General features: G+C 56.8%; 14 protein-coding genes. 7 read left to right on the forward strand and 7 right to left on the reverse strand.

All coding sequences use genetic code 11. From position 1 onward, the window contains the following. The first annotated feature begins 48 nt into the window (after positions 1–48). On the forward strand, positions 49–984 hold the full coding sequence (locus B2W96_RS03135; protein ID WP_293008462.1) for a tetratricopeptide repeat protein: 936 nt from the start codon (positions 49–51) through the stop codon (positions 982–984). A gap of 136 nt (positions 985–1,120) precedes the next feature. Continuing rightward, positions 1,121–2,842 (forward strand): sigma-54 interaction domain-containing protein, encoded by a 1,722-nt coding sequence (locus tag B2W96_RS03140; protein WP_293008464.1) that lies wholly within the window; start codon positions 1,121–1,123, stop codon positions 2,840–2,842. Positions 2,843–2,908: 66 nt separating this feature from the next. Here B2W96_RS03140 and B2W96_RS03145 read toward each other — a convergent pair whose 3' ends face one another. From B2W96_RS03145 to B2W96_RS03175, 7 genes are all read right to left on the reverse strand, one after another. Further along, on the reverse strand, positions 2,909–4,540 hold the full coding sequence (locus B2W96_RS03145) for a BCCT family transporter (RefSeq protein WP_293008466.1): 1,632 nt from the start codon (positions 4,538–4,540) through the stop codon (positions 2,909–2,911). 291 nt (positions 4,541–4,831) lie between these two features. After that, positions 4,832–5,548, reverse strand: a complete 717-nt coding sequence (locus tag B2W96_RS03150; RefSeq protein ID WP_293008468.1) for a helix-turn-helix transcriptional regulator — start codon at positions 5,546–5,548, stop codon at positions 4,832–4,834. 77 nt (positions 5,549–5,625) lie between these two features. Then, positions 5,626–6,402, reverse strand: a complete 777-nt coding sequence (locus B2W96_RS03155; protein WP_293008470.1) for a glycyl-radical enzyme activating protein — start codon at positions 6,400–6,402, stop codon at positions 5,626–5,628. Positions 6,403–6,429: 27 nt separating this feature from the next. Next, positions 6,430–8,820, reverse strand: a complete 2,391-nt coding sequence (locus tag B2W96_RS03160; protein ID WP_293008471.1) for a glycyl radical protein — start codon at positions 8,818–8,820, stop codon at positions 6,430–6,432. Between the two features lie 459 nt (positions 8,821–9,279). After that, positions 9,280–10,545 carry an NAD/NADP-dependent octopine/nopaline dehydrogenase family protein gene (locus B2W96_RS03165; RefSeq protein WP_293008473.1) on the reverse strand — a complete coding sequence of 422 codons (1,266 nt, stop codon included), beginning with the start codon at positions 10,543–10,545 and terminating at the stop codon, positions 9,280–9,282. A 257-nt stretch (positions 10,546–10,802) separates the two neighbouring features. Then, positions 10,803–11,435: a TetR/AcrR family transcriptional regulator gene (locus B2W96_RS03170; protein ID WP_293008475.1), complete on the reverse strand. Its 633-nt coding sequence runs from the start codon at positions 11,433–11,435 to the stop codon at positions 10,803–10,805. Between the two features lie 35 nt (positions 11,436–11,470). Continuing rightward, positions 11,471–12,145: a GntR family transcriptional regulator gene (locus B2W96_RS03175; protein ID WP_293008477.1), complete on the reverse strand. Its 675-nt coding sequence runs from the start codon at positions 12,143–12,145 to the stop codon at positions 11,471–11,473. A 289-nt stretch (positions 12,146–12,434) separates the two neighbouring features. On the opposite strand from B2W96_RS03175, the gene nifJ reads away from it, so the two are divergent. The 5 genes from nifJ to acrA are packed head-to-tail and all read left to right on the forward strand — an operon-like array spanning position 12,435 to position 20,563. Beyond that, the gene (gene nifJ, locus B2W96_RS03180) at positions 12,435–15,941 is read left to right on the forward strand and encodes a pyruvate:ferredoxin (flavodoxin) oxidoreductase (RefSeq protein ID WP_293008479.1); all 3,507 of its coding nucleotides are present in this window, start codon (positions 12,435–12,437) and stop codon (positions 15,939–15,941) included. A 15-nt stretch (positions 15,942–15,956) separates the two neighbouring features. Then, positions 15,957–17,435, forward strand: coding sequence for a 4-hydroxyphenylacetate 3-hydroxylase family protein (locus tag B2W96_RS03185; RefSeq protein WP_293008481.1), 1,479 nt, complete (start codon positions 15,957–15,959; stop codon positions 17,433–17,435). Between the two features lie 25 nt (positions 17,436–17,460). Next, positions 17,461–18,597, forward strand: a complete 1,137-nt coding sequence (locus tag B2W96_RS03190) for an acyl-CoA dehydrogenase (protein ID WP_293008483.1) — start codon at positions 17,461–17,463, stop codon at positions 18,595–18,597. Positions 18,598–18,611: 14 nt separating this feature from the next. Beyond that, positions 18,612–19,412, forward strand: coding sequence for an acryloyl-CoA reductase electron transfer subunit gamma (gene acrB / locus B2W96_RS03195; protein WP_293008485.1), 801 nt, complete (start codon positions 18,612–18,614; stop codon positions 19,410–19,412). A 17-nt stretch (positions 19,413–19,429) separates the two neighbouring features. Continuing rightward, positions 19,430–20,563 carry an acryloyl-CoA reductase electron transfer subunit beta gene (gene acrA, locus B2W96_RS03200; protein WP_293008487.1) on the forward strand — a complete coding sequence of 378 codons (1,134 nt, stop codon included), beginning with the start codon at positions 19,430–19,432 and terminating at the stop codon, positions 20,561–20,563. Positions 20,564–20,662: the final 99 nt, after the last annotated feature.

Here is a 20,662-nt window from a genome sequence, read left to right on the forward strand (position 1 = left end):
CGTATTTGAAGTTTTGCTCATGGCTAGGCTACTAATTATTAATGGGAGGTGATTTTCACGCAAAACGAGCTGGATATCCTTTTTGCCAATCTGAATGCCTGCCTTGCCCAGAGAGATTCCAAAATTACCGAGTGGTTTTCGCCGGAGCGCCTGCGGCAGGCTGATTCCCACCAAGAAGAATATATTGCCTCATACAACGAGCTGGGCGTGTTTTGCCGTGACAGCGGCCGTCTCCCCCAGTCTTTGGAATCGTTTGAAAAAGCAAGGGCGCTGGCCGACGCACATCCGGGCCTTGCATGCGGCGAATATGCCGCCCTCCTAAACAACATGGCGGGAACCTATCGCCTGATGGGACAAAACGGGAAGGCAATCGAAGTGCTGCTGCAAGCAGCGGAGTTGTGCTGGAGGGACCGGAAACAGGAAACCTACGCCTATGTGGGGGTTTTGAAGAATCTGGCCATGGCATATTGGGCGGACGGTCAACCGGAGTCCGCTATCCGCCGCTTGCAGGAGGCTCTGCCCTTGCTTCAGATTCTTCCGGAGCATCGGCACGAAACGGCGGTTATTTACAGCAATCTTACGGCCCTCTACCATGCCGCAGGGGACAAATCCCGGGCAATGCGGGCGTTGAATCGGGCGCTTCAGGAATGTGAAAAAAACCGCGAGGATGAAAACGTCCATTACGCCGCCATTCTTAACACTCTTGCCGGTTTTCTGTTTTCCGAAAGGGACTTTCGCCGCGCGGCAATGCTCTATCGCAAATCTGCAAGACACATCAGGCAATTTTGCGGAGAGACGCTGGAGTATGCCTGCATTTGTCAAAATTTGTGCTGGGTTTATGAAAAAATGGGGGAGCGCGGTCGGGCATCAGACGCGCTTTCCGCCGCAATGCACATATTTGAAAAGCTATTGGGCCCGAACCATGAGCGAACGGTCTTGGTACGGGGAATACTGGCACGCATGAAGGCCGGGGAAGCCCCATGAACGAGGTGTATATGCGCACCCTTGCCCCCCTCGGTAAGCACAGCCCCACATCGTGACGGGGACAATGCAAATTCCCTTGTGCGGAACCAAAAAATACTGTATGATTAAGAAAACCAATGGGTGAGGGGTGCAAACCATGAAAAGTCTAGATACAATGAACACACTCTCCCAATGCGGGCTTGGCGCGGCGCTGATTGACCGGGACTGCCTGCTTCTGGAGATCAACGAAACCGGCGAGCGCCTGCTCGGAGGGCTCGGCCGCCCCGGAGGGTCCCTGCTGGAAATTGCTCCCGCCTTCTGCGGTGCGCTTCCCTCCGAGGAATACTGCAATATCTCCTTTGGGGAATATCTCCGGCAATGCCCCTCCCCGGAAGTAGAGGACCTGCCCGCCGGTGTGCGCATGGTGGTATTTCGGGACGCGCGGAATGATATCTGCCACGATATGCTGATGTGCGCCATCAACCAAGTCAGCGACTCGGTGATCCTGTGCGATGAACAGGGCCGCGTTTTTTTGCTCAACGATGCTGCGACGCGGCTTGAATCCACTCTGGCGCAGGAGATTGTTGGCAGAAACCTTCAGGACGTTTACACGGTGAAAAACGAGAGCGATTTGGAAATTCCCCGCGTGATGCGGGAGTGCAAGCCCCGGCTGAACATCCGCCAGCACTATGTCACCAAGCACGGCAAAGAGGTGGCGGTGATGGACGATACCTACCCGGTCATCCTGAACGGCAAGGTTGTCGGTGGCTTCAGCGTGATGCGGGACTGGACGCAGGTGGACCGGCTGAACCGGCAGGTCATTGAGTTGCAGCAAAAGCTTCTGGGGCATGACGAACACAGGCGCAGAGGCGGACGCAGCCCTCTTTCCGCCAAGTATCGGTTCGAGGATATTGTTTTTAACAGCGCCGTCATGCGAGCGTGCATGGAAAAATGCGAAAAAAGCGCCAAATCCGATTCCGGCATTATGATTTGCGGTGAAACCGGCACCGGAAAAGAACTGTTTGCCCAAGGGATTCATAATGCCAGCCATCGCGCCGATGGGCCCTTTTTGGCGATCAACTGCGCGGCCATTCCGGAAAACCTGCTGGAGTCTATGCTCTTTGGAACGGAGAAAGGAGCATATACCGGGGCCGAGCGTCGTGTCGGCCTGTTTGAACAGGCCGATGGCGGGACGCTGCTGCTGGATGAAATCAACTCCATGCCTCTGTCACTGCAACCCAAGCTTTTGCGCGTGCTTCAGGAGGGCGTGGTCCGCCGGGTGGGCGGAATCGATGAAATTCCGGTGGATGTGCGGATGATTTCCAATATCAATATTTCGCCGTGGCAGGCGGTGCGGGAGAAAAAACTGCGGCCCGATCTGCTGTACCGGCTGGGCGTGGTAAACATCACTATTCCCCCCTTGCGGGACCGGGCCTGCGACATTCCTCTGCTTGCCAAGCACTTTGTCCTGTCTTTAAATCGAAAGATGATGAAGAATATCAAGGAAATTGCCCCCGACGCAATGGAGCGGCTCTGCAATTATAGCTGGCCCGGCAATGTGCGGGAATTGCAGCATGCCATTGAATACGCCATGAACATCCTGCCGGATGACGCGCTGGTCATCCCCCAAGAGATGCTTCCGGACCACATCCTTCACGGGGATTCAGAAGAAACGCCGGGATGGCTGGAACAGCGCAAAAGCGCCATTATCGGTGGAATCGGCGCAAAAATGGGAAGAGATGAGTTGACGCGCCTCTTGCAGGCAAATGGCGGAAATATCACCCAGACAGCCCGGATGCTGGGCATCAGCCGGCAAAACCTGCAATATCGTATCAAACGGGATAAAATTGACCCGGCAAAATCGGACGGCATTGTCTAACTGTATTTTCCGGGAGAAAAGCGCGGTCCCCTGCTACGGCGGAGGACCGCGCTTTTTAAAATTTTTTTAGAAGCCTAGCTTTGCTAGAAATTTGATCTTGCTCTTTGCTGCCGGAGGCACGCCGTTGTCGGGAGCGTTGGCCACGCTATCCTCGTCCACATAGCCTCCATCCGCCTTGCGGGGCCGCTTGGACATATAGCGCAGGAAGCCCAAAATTACAAACAAGCAGACAAATGTCAGCGGAATACCGCAGAAGGACTTGATGGTCTTCACGCCATTGATGCCGCCCAATGCGGTAAATACCAGAGCAATCACGGCGAAGACAAGTCCCCAGAACAACTTTAGGGGAACCGGAGCCTCGGTGTTCTCATCGCTCCCCTCTACACACATACTGGCCAGCGTCACGGTCATGGAGTCGCACTGGGTGACCAGCGAGATAGTGATGATGCACAGCATCACAATTTTTGCAACCGTGGAAAACGGCAGCACGTTGAACATGGACAGCGTCAGCGCCTCCGCGCCCTCGGCGAGATAGATGCTGTAAAAATCCACACCCTCAAACAGCTGTGCGTGCAGGATTGTTCCGCCAAAAGCGGAGAACCACACGATACCAAACAGAGCCGGGAACAGCCACTCAATCAGAATGAACTCCCGCAGGCTGCGGCCATAGGCCACGCGGACCATAAACAGGCCCAGCAGCGGAGCGTAGGCCATCCAGTCCACCCACCAGTACATGTCCCAGTTCTGGGGCCACATGCCGCTGTCGGGATAGGGAGCCGTGTAAAGGCTGGCGGCGAAAAACTCGCTGAAATATTCGCCTAGACTTTCGGTAAACAGGTTGCAGATGTACTCCGTAGGCCCCGCTAGGATCACAAAAAACAGCAGGATGAAGAAAAACTGCACATTGTAGTTAGAGAGCTTGGTGATGCCGTTGCGCAGACCGCTGAGAGCGGATGCGTTGTAGCAGAAGAACATCACCACGATAATCACCGCATAAATCGTCATGCTGGGCTCGATGCCGGAAAACGCCTTAACAGCGGCGGAGAGCTGCATGGCTCCATAGCCCAGACCGCCGGCCACCGCGCCGGTGAGGGCAAACGTGGAAACGGAATCAAACACGTCGCACCAGCGGCTTTTCATCACAGCCCTGCCAAAGATGGGAATCAGGCAGGAACTGGCCTTAAAGGGCGCACCCATGTTCAAAATCGCATAGGACAAAATGACGCCCATAATTACGCAACTGGCATAGGGTGTCAGGCCCCACTGCAAAAAGCAATGCAGCATACTCCACAATACGGCGCCGTTGCTGCCGGGGAGAAGCCCGGTGCTGGGAGAGGGCTCCATGGCAAAGAGCAGCGGCTCTGCCGCACCCCAAAAGACCACACCTGCGCCGATACCGGTGCACAGAGAGATTCCGAACCACTGCAAATAGGTGAATTTGGGCTTCGCATTGGGGCCGCCCAGCTTGATCTTGCCCAAAGGCGTAACCATGATGACAACGCATAAAATGACCATGAACAGCATGACCAGGCTGACGAACCACCCAAGGTTCGACATCAGGTTGTTCATGACCATATTATTAAGCACATTATAAAAGCCTGTTGCGTTTACAACAATGGCAATCAGCATCGCTACAAAGAGGATTACCGTGACAGACATCACGACCGGCCGTATCTTCACATTTCTCTTTTGTTCCATTTTTGAAAGTTTCCTCTCTTTTTCCTTTTTTGGGTGCTTTTCAGTAACCCGCGATTATCCGGTAAAGCGGAGGCTTTCCTTTTTCTTCTCCTTTCCTTTGACTTTATATCCAGAATGCCGAACCTACGGGAAACACACACAATTCCCGGATGCTCGACGGTCATACTCATTTAATAAAAAGAAGATCAGAGACTGCGTGCGAATTTTACGGTTCTTAATGTTATTAAACAGTCTGGAGCGCTCGCCTCTCGCAAAGCTGGAAGCGGCGGACCATTCCGCATCCTGCCCCGCTCATCCGATACTTTGTTGGAAGCAGGGGCAGTTCCGGTATTCCTTCGGCGTCATTCCGGTGACGCTGTGAAAAGCGCGGGTAAAGGTGGAATTGCTGCTATAGCCCACCATCACCGCAATTTCCATTACACTGTATCTGGTGTTTGTCAGCAGCTCCTTCGCCCGGTTGATGCGGATGCAGCGCAGATAAAAGCTGGGGGAAAAGCCCGTCTTTTGCTTGAACCAGCCATTATAATAGGTCACGTTATATCGTTCGATTCCAGCCAACTGATTAACGGTAATGGGCAGGTCGTAGTGCTCTCCGATATAGCGGATTGAGGGCGCGGCGCAATTTTCGATCAGCTTGCTATATAAATAGGCATACAGATGCCGGACCGACCGGCTGTTGGGATCCTGCTTCAGCTCGGCCTGAATCAAATCCACAAGCTGGATGATCTGCCCCTGCATGGAAATAATCATGGGAGAGGACAGCAGAACTGCATCCTTACTGTTGGCCATATCCTCCGACAGGTTCATCGCCAGCAGCTTTCCCAAATAATCGCACCGGTGAAGCATTTTAGCGGGGATGAAACATAATTCCTGCGGAGTCACCTCATACTCGGCGTCGCCCGCCAGGACCCGCATGGTCTGGCGCAAAGGGACGAGAATTTGAGGATGCTCGTGGGAATGTGCGCCGCGGCACTCGTCAAAAACGCGAATGTCCACCATTTGTTTCATAGGCGTATCCTCCAAGCTATGTAAATTCATCTCTCCCGGCAGGCGCGCGAACTATCCCTCCCCGCGCCCGCGCCTTTTCAAATCACGCGCTCCACAAAATGTCCAATCACGCCGCGGCAATGCTCCATCCGCTCCGCGCTTGGCGGCAAAACGTCCTTCAGGGGATAGTCGAGCCCCAGTTTTTCATAGGTCGCCGTCCCCAGGCGGTGATAAGGCAGCAACTGCACGTGATGCAAGTTTGTGAGTCCCGCGCAGAACGCGCCGATCTTTTCCAGCTCCTCCTCATCGTCGTTCACCCCCGGGATGATAGGCGTGCGAATCACCAGACGGAGCCGGTTTTTTACCTCGTTGGTGCGCGTCATATTTTCCAGAATCCGCGTATTATCCACACCGCAATAGCACTGATGCCGTTCCTTCGTGTAAAGCTTCAGGTCTACATACGCCGTGTCCGTATAGGGCAAAAGCGCGTCAATTTTTTCCCACGGCGCAAAAAAGGAAGTCTCTATGGCGGTGTTGAAGCACTCAGCCTTGAAATTTTTCAAGAGCGCGAGGGAAAATTCCGGCTGCGCCAGGGCCTCTCCTCCGGACAGCGTAACGCCGCCGGAGGAGATAAAGTAGAAATGCGAGTCCTTTCGCGCCTCCCGCAGTACATGGGCCACAGTCATTTTTTCACCGTAGGAATACGCGTCGGCCCGCTCAATCTCAAAGGACTGACTTTCCGGGGTTGAGCACCACTGGCAGCGCAATGGGCAGCCTTTTAAAAATACGACGGTGCGAAAGCCGTCCCCGTCGTGAATGGAGGAGCGCTCTATCCGCAGGATGGTCCCCTCTCTGTTTGGCTCGAATATCTCCATTGCGCCCCAGCGCCCCCTTCATATTTCTTATCTTACGCCCGCCCAGTCGCGGATTTCGGTGCGGCCAATGATTTCGTTCTGCGTCTCGCGGCTCAGCTCCACGAAAAACGCCGTGTACCCCGCCACGCGGATCAGCAGGTCCCGGTGCTGTTCGGGATGCTCCTGGGCGTCCAGCAGCGTCTCCTTATCAACCACGTTGATCTGGGCGTGATAAACGTCCAGCGTGCACATGGTCTTCATCATGTTCATCATGTGCGCGATGCCGGTTTCGCCCGTCATCAGCTCCGGCTCAATTTTCAGATTCAATTGCGTTCCCTGCGTATAGCGCGCATGGGGGATTCTGCTGACAGATTTAAACAGTGCGGTGGGCCCGTTCACGTCGGTGCCGCCGGTGGCGCCGATGCCGTCGGTCAGGGGGGTGCCCGCCTTGCGTCCGGAGGGCAGCGCACCGACCCACTGGCCGATGGGCGTGTTGCCGGATACCGGCAGCATGCCGCAGGTCATTTTGCCAAACTTGGTCTGATATTTTTCAAACTCATCCACCACATAGGAAAATACCTCACCCACGCAGAAGTCGGCCCGCTCGTCGTCGTTGCCGTATTTGGGCGCGGACAGGCACATGTCCCGGATGTCCTCATAGCCCTCAAAGTTGGCGTTCAGCGCATCGCAAAGCTGCTTCATGGTGATTTTCTTTTCGTCATACACCAGGTATTTCACAGCCGCCAGAGAGTTCACAATATCCGCCTGACCCACGGTAATCACACCGCCGCCGCAGGAATATTTAGTTGCGCCGGGCTGGCTGTAATCAAGCCCCGTTTCCATGCACTGGGGGAACCCCAAGGACAGGGCCGGCACGGTTCGATAGTTCATGCTGAGATAATCCAGCAACTGGTTGCCGGAGACGATGACGTTTACCACATAGCTGATGTGGGTCTTGACCGCGTTGAAAAACTCCTCAAAGGTCTTGAAGTCAGAGGGGTTTCCGGTGGATACGGACACCTGCTTTCCGGTGACGCGGCTCACGCCGTCGTTCAGCGCCAGCTCAATCATGGCGCCCATGTTGATATCGGCGATGTCGGTATACTGCTTCATGCGGCCGGACAGGTTGGTTTCCACGCAGCCGCAGGGGTTCCAGTCCCAAGCTTCGCTCAGGGGCACGCCCTTGTTCTGCATCATGCGGATCCCCACGTCGTTGAAATAAATGGCGGGCATGGTCAGCCCCATGCTGATGGCCTCCACCGCCTTATGCAGCAGTGAATCGGGGTTTTTCGACAGGCTGTAGGTAACGGAGAGATTCGGCTCCTTGAACTTCACATCCATGGTGGCCTGAATCATTTTGTAGGACAGCTCGTTGGTCGCGTCGTTTCCATACTGGTCGATGCCGCCGCAGCTGGTCTGAACCGTAATGCAGTACCCGGCTGCGTACTGGGCGGTGACCTCGTCCTGGAACAGGCTCATTTCCGCCACCTTGATCCACATGCAGTCCAGTAGCTCCTGCGCGCCGTCCTCATCCAGGATGCCGGCGGCCAGATCGGCCTTGTAATACGGATACAGGTATTGATCCAAACGTCCCAGGTTGTAAGAAGATGCGTTCTGCTCCATGAAAATGGCATACTCATAGGAGAGGATGCTCTGGCACGCCTCGTAGAACGTGCGGGCAGGATGCTCGGGCACCCAGCGGCAGACCTCCGCAATTTTCATTAGCTCCGCCTTGCGGACGGGGTCAGCGCACGCGGTGGCCTGCTCCTCGGCCAGATCAGCGTGGCGGTTTGCCAGGGTGATAATCCCCTCGCACACGATCAGCTCGGATTTGTAGAAGAACATCTTCTCCAGATCGCCGGGCACAGAATCGTCCAGCTTCGCCATGGCCTCCTCCGCCTCCTTGCGGATTCCGGCGATGCCTTTTTGCAAAACCATAGTCCAACTGGGGGTGGTTTCGCCATAGCCGCGAACGGCCTTGCGGTCGATATAGATAATACCGTTGTCCCGTAGCGTCTCCATGTCCTCGGGTGCCAGCTTCCGCCAGCGGTCCAGCACGCACTTATCCTTCCAGTAATCCCGGACGTCCTCCGTGTAAACCCGCTTGCCCTCCTCGCTGAGATAGAAGGGGTCAAAGCGCCGAGTGCTGATGGTGTCCAGCTCGTTGGCAATAATGCTTGCGGAGCTGTCCGCGCACAAAATGCCTGCCCGGGGCTTGAACGCCACGCCGCCCACCAGCAGCTCGCTGTCCTGAATGTAAATGTTCTTTTTGCGGCACTGATTCCGATAGCCGATGGCCTTTTGAATAATCCAGGGCTGTCCCTCGCTTTCCTTGAACCCTTCCGTGAGGTACTTGGCGTTGTAGACGTCCATCTCAACGCGGGTGCCCAAATACTGTCGGCGCAGCGCCTCAATTCGCCGCATATACTGTTTTTCCATAATCAGATAGCCTCCTTGTCAGATTGTTCCTGTTCCGTACGGTTCGGGCGGCGCTTCCGCCCTCACACGCCTCATCTGTACTCTCTATTTAGCAAAACCAGTGCCACTGCACTGGGCTCATCCGGTGAATCTGACGAGATTTGTGCAAAACAGAAAAAACCGGCCCCGGATAAATGGGCGGCGGACCTTTTGACAACAGCTTTTTGTGGAGTTTGACAAATTGCACAAGTTTAAAAGGCACGTCCTCCGATTATTGTACAGAACGTCCATCTTCCGTAAGCGCAAAATTTTGCACTTTTTGCAGGGCAAGTTTGCGCAAAAATTTTGCGCCTAAAAATTGGAACGCCGCTTGGCGCTTTCTATGACATAAAAATGTGCGGAGCGCAAACGAAGGTTTGCGCTCCGCACACAGGCGGGTTTCAGGCAGCGGAGGACCGGCGGGCCTTTCTCTTGGGTCCCTTACTTCGCGGTAAAGACGCCTTCCCGCAGATACTTTTGAAGCTGCTCGTGGGTCATGTGGCCGATTTCCAGATAGTCCAGAGTGTACTTGCTTTCTTTGCCAAGATCGCGCTTGATCATGGTGCTGGCCAGCAGAATCATAGAATCGATAACGGGCGTGGCAACGCCGTATTTCTTGCCCAACTGGCTCATCAGATAGCACCCCACGGGCACGTCCTCAGTGATGTAGCGGTTTTCCAGATCAAAGGGACCGTCCCCATAGAAGTTTTCGTACCGCTCGGTGAAGGGAACGGCAAAGTCGGGGCCCATGTACTCTTTGCCATACATGGTGGTGCGGGAGAAGAAGTCCTCGTAATTGACGGTGCACAGGCCGACGTTCATTGCCTTCGCCAGCGCCTTTTCCTCATCCCAGAATTTGGCCTGAACCTCGGCAATGGCGGGGCACAGGGCAAAGCCGTACAGAGAGTAGTTCTTCTTTTCCTGCCCCAGAACAGTATCAAAGTTCTGCATGACAGCCGCGCCCAAAACCGCGCCGGGCACATGGATCACCGGGTTTACGTTGGACAGGTTCACATCCAAAATCGTGTTGGCGCGGACAAAGCCGTGGTGGAACTTCTCCCCCGTCTTGGAAATCGTGACCTCGCCCTCTGCGTCGATAATGGCGTCGAAGGCCGGGATGTAAAAGGCGGAGGCCATAAAAGCGTCGGTGTCGGTTTCAGGCATGGCGCAGCCACGAATCGTGGTAATACGCGTCTCCACCTTGCACTCGTTGGTCACAACGCCGCCCCGGCGCACAACCCGGATTCCGTAGGGCGCGGTATACCATGCGCCAACGATGACCTTTGTGGTGCAGTTCATCTCGCGCATCAGCTTGCGGAAAATGAAGGTGCCGCAGTTATCCGGCAGAATGTGAATGACCTGTCCGTCCTCCAGCAGGGGAATCAGCTCGCGGAAGATGTCCTCGTGCGCCACGGCCACCGTGGCCACCACCACGATGCCCGCACCCTTCACGGCGCTGGCCATATCGTCGGTGGCCAGTGCCACCTTCGCGGTGCCGGTGCGTTTGAAGCCAAAGAAGCTGAACTGAGCGCCGCTCAGGGTAATGCCGGTCTTTTCAATGTTCAGGAAGTTGGTTTTGGCAAAGCGGGGCTGGTCCCAAAGACGGACCTCCTTGCCCTGCAGCGCACAGTCCGCCGCCATCGTCTTGCCCACGGCGCCGCCGCCGAGAATCGCGATTGGCATGTCTTTCAAATAACTCATGTCCATAATAGGTTCCTCCTCATCATAATGCCGCCGAAAACATCTCCGGCAAAATTTAGCGACTAAGATTCAATGACTTTGATTCATTATATGGAGAAGCCCACCATTTGTAAAGCCGTAAAACTATATAAAAAACAGAGCGGCATTTATACAGGATACTGCAATTTTGCAAATCGTTTTGCAATCGTCAGCTTTTTTGTGCTGTTTTTCTGGTCATAAAAAGCCCGCCCGATTGATTGGGCGAGCTTTTTCAGTAAACGGATTCAGGCTTGGATCAGCATGCCCCGGGCCGTCATCGCCACGGCGTCCGAAATCATCTCCGTCAAGCTCAGATTTTGGGTGTCAAAGCACCAGAGGACCTCCACGCCAATCATAGTAGACAGCAGATCAAACACATATCGGTCTGCCGCTACGCCAGCGTCGAGCACATTCGCTTTCTGACCGCGCTCTACCAGCTTTTTCAGACACTGCAGCAAGGGCCTGTCCCGGTCGTAAAAATTACGGTCTTCCCATGTAAAGTAATTGGAAATCATGGCGCGGATAATTCCCTTCCCCCGCTTTTCGTATTCCTGATAGGTCAGGCGCACAAACGCGGTCACACCGGAGAGAAAATCCATCTCCTTGACTTTTTCATACGCCTCGTTATAAAGCGTATCCGACTGTGTAAATGTGTATAGCACGAGGGCCTCTTTAGAGGGAAAATGCGTGTAAAACGATCCCTTGGCCACGTGGGCTGCGGCGGTAATGTCCTCAATGCTGACGTTGTGGAACCCCTTTATGTTGATTTCTCTGACCGCCGCGTCGTAAATTTTTTGCTTGGTCTGCATCGCCTGCATCTGCCGCCGGGTGGGTTTTGCCGCCGCGGAAGCTTGAGAGCTGTCTTTCACCCGATTCATTCCTCCTCAAACAAACTGTGGACCCTTCCCCCGCATCATTCCTCCGCAGGTCCGGGCTCTCTGCGCCAGCACCTGAGCAAATAGGGGTCAATGCGGTAAAAATCCTTGGTGTGCTGGCAAATCAGCTCTCGGATCTCGTCCAGCCTTCCGCCGCGGATCGCCTCCACCATCGGTCTGTGGTGATGAATCTGCAAAAGGCTGTGTTCCACATCCGTGTATTTGGAAATCTGTATGAGATGAATCTGCTGATAAACCGCATACTGCTGATTGATCAGTCTGGAGTTTCCGGAAATTTTGGAGATGGCCAGATGAAAATCGCAGTCCGTGCGAATCCGCTCGTAGACTTCGCCCCGGCCGGCCGCCTGCTCACATTGGTCAGCCAGATTGCACAGGACTTCAAAATCCGCCGCGCTGCCATAGTGGGCCGCCAGCTCCGCCGCAAGAATATCCTGCGCCAGCCGGATCGTCCCAATCTCGCGGATTTCCTCATCGGAAAAACAAGTAACCGACGCACCGCGATTATGGCCGATGACCACCAGCCCCTCCGCCTCCAGTCGGCGGAGCGCATCATGAATGGGGGTCCTGCTGATGGACAGTATGGATGAAATCTGCAGCTCTGGGATGCGTGCTCCGGGAAGCAGTTCCATGTGGAAAATCATGTCTTTAATCCGCTCATATGCGACTGCACTTTGGGAAGAAATCGGAATCACCCTCTTTTGTGTTTAAATGTTACATCTTAAATAGTATACATTATTCGTTTAACCCGGTCAATCTGTTTCTATTTATTCAATTTTTAAAATTGAATGCAGTTGCAGCTTTTTGCACAGATAGTTGCCACCTGTTTTATTGATTCCTCTGAAAAAAACTTTTCATATTGACATTTTGAATTCATAAATTTATAATTGCATGCAATCAAAGAAATAAAATGTAATTCTAAAAATTGTATGGTAATTTACGCTGAGATTTTCATTGAGGGGCATTGAAAAGGAGGAAAAGAATATGGCAAAGAAACTGGAAATCATGGACGGAAATCAGGCTGCCGCGTATGTCTCATATGCATTTACGGAGGTCGCGGGCATTTTCCCCATCACGCCGTCCTCCCCCATGGCGGAGCATGTGGACGAGTGGGCGGCCAACGGGAAGAAAAACCTGTTTGGTCAGCCGGTGCAGGTGGTGGAGATGCAATCTGAGGGCGGCGCGGCCGGCACGGTGCACGGTGCCCTCCAATCCGGCGCGCTGACCACTACCTACACGGCCTCGCAGGGCCTGCTGCTGATGATTCCCAACATGTACAAAATTGCGGGCGAGATGCTGCCGGGCGTGTTCCACGTTTCAGCCAGAACCCTGTCGGTCCACGCGCTGTCCATTTTCGGCGACCACTCCGACGTGATGGGCGTGCGCAGCACGGGCTTTTCCCTGCTGGCGTCCTCCTCTCCGCAGGAGGTGATGGATTTGGGCGCCGTCGCCCACCTGTCCGCCATTCACTGCCGTATGCCGGTGCTGCATTTCTTCGACGGCTTCCGCACCTCCCATGAAATTCAGAAAATTGAGGCTCTGGACTATGAGGACCTGCGTCCTCTGGTGGACATAGAGGCGCTGAAGGCCTTCCGCAAAAACTCCCTGAATCCCGAGCATCCCGCCACCCGGGGCACCACCGTCAACCCGGACATTTTCTTCCAGTGCCGCGAGGCCTGCAACGACAAGATTGCCTCGATTCCCGCAGCGGTGGAACGCTATATGCGGGAGATCGGCAAACTCACCGGCCGGGAGTATCAACTGTTCGATTATTATGGCGCACCCGATGCGGACCGGGTCGTCGTCCTGATGGGCTCCGCCGCGGAGACTGCCAAGGAGGCGGTGGACTTCCTTACCGCCCAGGGCCAAAAGGTCGGTCTGCTGAACGTACATCTGTATCGCCCCTTCTCTGCGGAGCACTTCCTCGCCGCCCTGCCCGCCACCGTAAAGCGCCTTGCCGTGCTGGACCGCACCAAGGAACCCGGCGCCATGGGCGAGCCGCTGTATCAGGACGTGTGCACCATCTACAAGGAGCGGGGCATCCCCATGGAAATCGTGGGCGGCCGCTACGGACTCAGCTCCAAGGACACCACCCCGGGTCAAATTTTGGCGGTGTACCAGAATCTGAAGCAGGAGACTCCCAAAAACGGTTTCACCGTCGGCATCGTGGACGATGTGACGCATACCTCGCTGCCGGTCGCCCGGGAGATCGAAACCGCTCCCGCCGGGCAGACCGACGCGGAGATCTGGGGCATGGGCTCCGACGGTACCGTGGGCGCCAACAAAAACTCCATCAAGATTATCGGCCATGCAACGGACCTCCATTGCCAGGCGTACTTTGTGTACGACTCCAAGAAGTCCGGCGGCCTGACCCAGTCCCATCTGCGCTTTGGCAAGGCGCCCATCCGCTCGCCCTATCTGGTGCGGAACGCGGACTTTGTGGCCTGCCACACGCCCTCCTATGTCAACAAGTACGACATGGTGCGCAACCTGAAGGAGGGCGGTACCTTCCTTCTGAACTGCGCTTGGGATGAGGAGGGACTGGAGAAAAATTTGCCCGCCTCCATGAAGCGGGCCCTGGCCGAGAAGAAGGCGAAGCTTTACATCATCGACGCCATCGGTATCGCCCGCGAGTTGGGGCTGGGCAGCCGCACCAACACCATTTTGCAGGCGTCGTTCTTCAAGCTCACCGGCGTGATTCCCATTGAAACAGCCGTGACGGAAATGAAGGACGCCATTTACAAGACCTATTACAAGAAAAAGGGCCAGGCCGTGGTGGACATGAACAACGCCTCCATCGAGCGCGGCATCAACGGACTGCACGCAGTGCAGATTCCCGCCGCCTGGCTCACCGCGCAGGACGAGGCCAAGGAGAACAGCGCCCCCGCCTTCATTCAGGAGGTCGTGGAGGTAATAAACCGCCAGGAGGGCGACAGCCTCTCCGTGTCCACCCTGAAAAAATACGGTCTGGAGGACGGCACATGGCCTGCCGGGACCTCGAAATACGAAAAGCGCGGCGCCGCGGTGGAGGTCCCCGCGTGGAAGATGGACGCATGCATCCAGTGTAACCAGTGCGCTCTGGTCTGCCCCCACGCCGCCATCCGTCCCGTCCTGCTGAATGAGGAGGAGAAGACCGCCGCCCCCGCCGGCTTTGAAACGAAAAAGGCCGCGGGCGCAGGCCTGGACCGGTATCAGTTCCGCATTCAGGTTTCGCCCTATGACTGCACTGGCTGCGGAAGCTGCGCCAATGTCTGCCCCGCCAAGGAGAAGGCGCTGGTCATGGAGCCTCTGGAAAGCCAGCGGAAGGAGGCCCCGAACTGGACTTATGCCACGGAGCGGGTCACTGTCAAAAAAGATGCCGCGAACGCAAAGACCGTGAAAAACTCCCAGTTTGCAAAGCCCTATTTCGAGTTCTCCGGCGCTTGCGCGGGCTGCGGAGAGACGCCCTACATCAAGCTGGTGACCCAGCTCTTCGGCGAGCGTATGTACATCACCAACGCCTCCGGCTGCTCCTCCGCGTACGGCGGCTCCACCCCCTCCTCTCCCTACTGCACCGACTGCAGCGGCTGTGGCCCCGCCTGGGCGATGTCGCTGTTTGAGGACAACGCGGAATACGCCTACGGATACCTGCTGGGACAGGAGGCCATCCAGCGCCAGCTGGTGGAGAAGGTCAGCACTCTGGCCGGGCGCGGCGTCGCCAAGGAAGCCTGCGAGGCCTATCTCAAAAGGGGCGCTGTGGCCGAGGAATCCCGCGCCGTCAGCGACGCGCTGCTCTCTGCGCTGGAGAGCGATGGCAGCGCGGAAGCCGCGTTTATCCGCGACAACCGGGAATTCCTGACCAAAAAGAGCGTCTGGGCCTTCGGCGGCGACGGCTGGGCTTACGACATCGGCTACGGCGGACTGGACCACGTGCTGGCCTCCGGCAAAAATATCAATGTGTTGGTTCTGGACACCGAGGTGTATTCCAACACCGGCGGGCAGTCCTCCAAGTCCACGGCTGCGGGCGCAATCGCCAAGTTCTCCGCCGGCGGCAAGGTCACCAAGAAGAAAGATCTCGGCCTGATGGCCATGAGCTACGGCTACGTGTACGTGGCGCAGGTGTCCATGGGCGCGGACCCCGCCCAGACATTGAAGGCAATCCGCGAGGCCGAGGCCTATGACGGCCCGTCCATCGTCATCTGCTACTGCCCCTGCATTGAGCACGGCATGAAAGCCAGCATGGGCCTGAGCCAGTTGGAGGAGAAAAAAGCCGTGGAAGCGGGCTACTGGCATCTGTACCGCTACAATCCCCAGTTGAAGGAGGAGGGAAAGAATCCCTTCATTCTGGACTCCAAAGCGCCCACCGGAGATTTCCAGCAGTTCCTGCTGGGTGAAAACCGCTATGCATCCTTGAAGCTATCCTTCCCTGAAAAGGCCGAGGAGCTGTATGCCAAGGCGGAACAGGACGCCAAAGAGCGTCTGGAAAGCTATCAGAATTTGGCCAACAAGTAACAAGGAGGAATAAAAATGGCACTAAAAACAGGAAAAGAATATGTGGAAAGTCTGCGCCAACTGAAAACCCGTGTGTACATGTTTGGTGAGAAGATTGAAAACTGGGTGGATCACCCCATGATTCGCCCCAGCATCAACTGTGTGGCCATGACGTACAGTCTGGCCCACGACCCCCGCTACACCGACCTGATGACGGTCAAATCCAGCCTGACGGGCAACACGATCAACCGCTTTACCCATCTTCACCAGTCCACCGAGGATTTGCTGAACAAGGTGAAAATGCAGCGCCTGCTGGGTCAGAAGACCGCAAGCTGCTTCCAGCGCTGCGTGGGCATGGACGCGTTCAACGCCGTGTTCTCCACCACCTTTGAAATTGACGAGGCCCACGGCACCTCCTACCATGAGAACTTCAAGAAGTTCCTCACCATGGTGCAGGACAACGACCTGACCGTGGACGGCGCCATGACCGACCCCAAGGGCGACCGGTCCAAGGCTCCCCACCAGCAGGCCGACCCGGACATGTATCTCCACGTGGTGGAGCGCCGGGACGACGGCATTGTGGTCTGCGGCGCCAAGGTTCACCAGACCGGCTCCGTCAACTCCCACTGGCACATCTTCATGCCCACCATCGCCATGGGTCCCGACGACAAGGACTGGGCCGTGAGCTTCGCCTGCCCCACCGACGTGGAAGGCATGTACATGATTTATGGCCGTCAGTCCTGCGACACCCGCAAGATGGAGAAGGACGCGGACGTGGACCTGGGCAACGCCCGCTTCGGCGGTCAGGAAGCTCTGGTGGTTCTGGACCATGTGTTCATTCCCAACGAGTATCTGTTCCTCAACGGTGAGCACGAGTTTGCCGGCATGATGGTGGAGCGCTTTGCCGGGTATCACCGCCAGAGCTACGGCGGCTGCAAGGTCGGCGTGGGCGACGTGGTCATCGGCGCGGCGGCGCTGGCGGCAGAGTATAACGGCGTGGAGAAGGCCAGCGCGGTGAAGGATAAGCTCATCGAGATGACCCACCTCAACGAAACCCTGTATTCCTGCGGCATCGCCTGCTCCTGCGAGGGCTGCCCCACCAAGGCGGGCAACTACCAGATCGACCTCCTGCTTGCCAACGTCTGTAAGCAGAACATCACCCGCTTCCCCTACGAGATCGTGCGTCTGGCGGAAGATATTGCCGGCGGCGCAATGGTCACCCTGCCCTCCGAGACGGACTTCAAGTCCGACACGGTGGTTGGGAACAACGGCGAAACCATCGGAGAAATCTGCCACAAGTTCTTTGCCACCAAGGAAGGCGTATCCGCTGAGGACCGGGCTCGTGTGTTCCGGTTCTTGGAGAACATCTGCCTGGGCTCCGCCGCTGTGGGTTACCGCACGGAATCCATGCACGGTGCGGGTTCTCCCCAGGCCCAGCGCGTCATGATTGCCCGTCAGGGCAACATCGAGGGCAAAAAAGAGCTGGCAAAATACATTGCCGGCATTCAGGACTAAAAAATAAGAGCAATAGGAGACTGACATGGATTTTGAATTGACAAGAGAGCAAGAACTCATCCGGAAAATGACCCGCGAGTTCACCGAGAATGAGATTAAGCCCATTGCGGCTGAAACCGACCGCACCTGCAAGTATCCCAAGGAGACCATCGACCAGTTGTTCCGCTATGGCGTGATGGGCATGAGCGTGCCCAAGGAGTACGGCGGCGCCGGCGCGGACGACCTGTCCGCCGCCATTGCCGTGGAGGAAATCTCCAAGGTCTGCGCGTCCACCGGCGACATTGTGGCCACCCACAACGGCCTGTGCTGCGGCCCCATCATCCAGAACGGCACCGAGGAGCAGAAGCAGAAGTATCTGCGCATGCTCACCACCGGCGGCAAGCTGGGCGCCTTCTGCCTTACCGAGCCGGACGCCGGCTCTGACGCCTCCAAGGGCACCACCGTTGCGGTGCTGGACGGCGATCACTATGTCATCAACGGCTCCAAGATTTTCATCACCAACGGCTATGCCGCCGAGGTGTTTGTGGTTTTCGCCATGACCGACCCCTCCAAGGGCACCAAGGGCATCTCCGCCTTCATCGTGGAAAACACTTTCCCCGGCTTCTCCGTGGGCAAGCACGAGGAGAAGATGGGCCTGCACGGCTCCCCCACCGCCGAGATCGTGTTCACCGACTGCATCGTGCCCAAGGAGAACCTGCTGGGCAAGGAGGGCAAGGGCTTTAAGATCGCCATGCAGACACTGGACGGCGGCCGTATCGGCATCGCCGCGCAGGGCCTGGGGCTGGCTCAGGGCGCAATGGACGAGGCCGTTGCCTACACCAAGGGCCGTGTCCAGTTTGGCCGTCCCATTTCCAAGTTCCAGAATACCCAATTTCTGTTCGCCGACATGGCTGTGTCCATCGAGGCGGGTCGCCTGCTGACCTATCAGGCCGCCATCCGCAAGACTAATGGCCAGTCCTTCACCAAGGAAGCCGCCATGGCCAAGCTGTTTACCTCCGAGGCCGCCATGCAGATCACCACCAAGTCTCTTCAGATGTTCGGCGGCTACGGCTATACCAAGGACTATCCTATGGAGCGCATGATGCGTGACGCCAAGATCACCGAGATCTACGAGGGCACCTCCGAGATCCAGCGCGTGGTCATTTCCAACCACATTCTGTAAGGAGGCGCAAACAAATGAAAATCATCGTATGTGTAAAGCAGGTACCCGATACCTCCGGGAAGGTGGCTGTGAATCCCGATGGAACGTTGGACCGTGCGTCCATGCAGACCATCACCAACCCCGACGACCTGAACGCCGTTGAGGCGGCGCTGAAGCTGAAGGACGAGACCGGCTGCAAGGTCATCGTCGTGACCATGGGCCCCCCTCCCGCCGCCGGAATGCTGCGTGAGCTGATGGCCCGCGGTGCGGATGAGGGCGTGCTGGTGTCCGCCCGCGAGTTCGGCGGCAGCGATACGTACGCCACATCCCAGATTCTGGCCGCGGCCGTCAACCGCATCGGCGTGGAGTCCGACGACATCGTGATGTGCGGTCGTCAGGCCATCGACGGCGACACCGCTCAGGTTGGCCCCCAGATCGGCGAGAAGCTGGGCCTGCCCCAGGTGACCTACGCCGCTGACATCCAGAAGACCGGCGACACCGTCACCGTAAAGCGGATGCTGGAGGACGGGTACATGACCATCAAGGTCAAGACCCCCTGCCTGCTCACCTGCATCAAGGAGCTGAACGCCCCCCGCTACATGAGCGTGGACGGCATCTTCGAGGCCTATGGCAAGCCCCTTGCGACCTTTGACTATGAGACGCTGAAGGACGACGCCCTGATCGATCCCAGCACCATTGGCCTGAAGGGCTCTCCCACCAACATTCTCACCTCCTTCACACCGCCGCTGAAGGGCGCCGGCATGATGCTGGAGGGCGCGGACAAGGAAGCCTGCGAGAAGCTGGTCGGAATTCTGTCCGCCAAGCACATCATCTGAGAAAGGGGTAATTGAACATGTCTTTTAACAATACGGATATCGCTGCTTTCAAGGATGTATGGGTGTTCTGCGAGCAGCGCCAGGGCAAGCTGATGCCCACCGATTTCGAGTTGATTTCCGAGGGCCGGAGACTGGCGGACGAGCTGGGCGTTGACCTGTGCGGCCTGCTTTTGGGCGACGACGTGGAGGGCCTTGCGAAGGAGCTGGGCGGCTACGGCGCGGATAAGGTTTATGTCTGCGATCATCCCCTGCTGAAGAACTACACCACCGACGGCTACACTGCCGCCGTCTGTCAGGTGATCGAGGAGTACAAGCCGGAGGTCATGCTGTTTGGCGCGACCAACATCGGCCGCGACCTCGGCCCCCGCTGCGCCGCGCGTCTGCACACCGGCCTGTGCGCTGACTGCACGCACCTGGACGTGGAGATGAACAACTACAAGGACTTCCTGCGGGAGGCTTCCACGCTGGCGCCCGAGAAGATCGATAACATGGGCACCGCCGTGGTGCTGGGCGAGAAGCACGACGTGTCCCGCGATCTGAAGATGACCCGTCCGGCATTCGGCGGCCATCTGATGGCGTCCATCATCTGCCCCCGTTTCCGTCCCTCCATGGCGACGGTGCGGCCCGGCGTGATGAAGACGGCTCCCTTCGATCAGGGCAAGGCGGATGCCTGCCAGATCGTGAAGCCCGCGTTCCAACTGTCCGAGGCGGACATGGAAACCGAGGTTGTGGAGATCGTGAAGGCGGCGAAGAAGCTGGTGGACCTGATCGGCGCGGACTTCATCGTGTCCGTTGGCCGCGGCATCAGCAAGGACGTCGCGGGCGGCATCAAGCTGGCGGAAGAGCTGGCTGCGGAGCTTGGCGGCGTTGTGGGCGGTTCCCGCGCCACGATTGACTCCGGCTGGCTGTCCGCCGACCATCAGGTGGGCCAGACGGGCAAGACCGTGCATCCGAAGGTCTACGTCGCTCTGGGCATTTCCGGCGCGATTCAGCACAAGGCCGGTATGCAGGATTCCGAGTGCATCATCGCGGTGAACAAGAACGACACCGCTCCCATCTTTGAGATTGCCGATTACGGCATCTGCGGCGACCTGTTCAAGGTTGCCCCCCTGCTGACCGACGCCGTTCGCGCAGCCAAGGCCGGAAAGTAAAGACTGGTTTCAGAAAAAGAAGCATCGCCATCTAATGGCGGGTGTTTATAAGGTTGTTTACTTGTCGAGAGAAACGGCGTGATGTGCTATAGCACATCA

The sequence above is a fragment of the Oscillibacter sp. UBA6647 genome (assembly GCA_002455655.1).
Lineage (GTDB): Bacteria > Bacillota > Clostridia > Oscillospirales > Oscillospiraceae > Oscillibacter.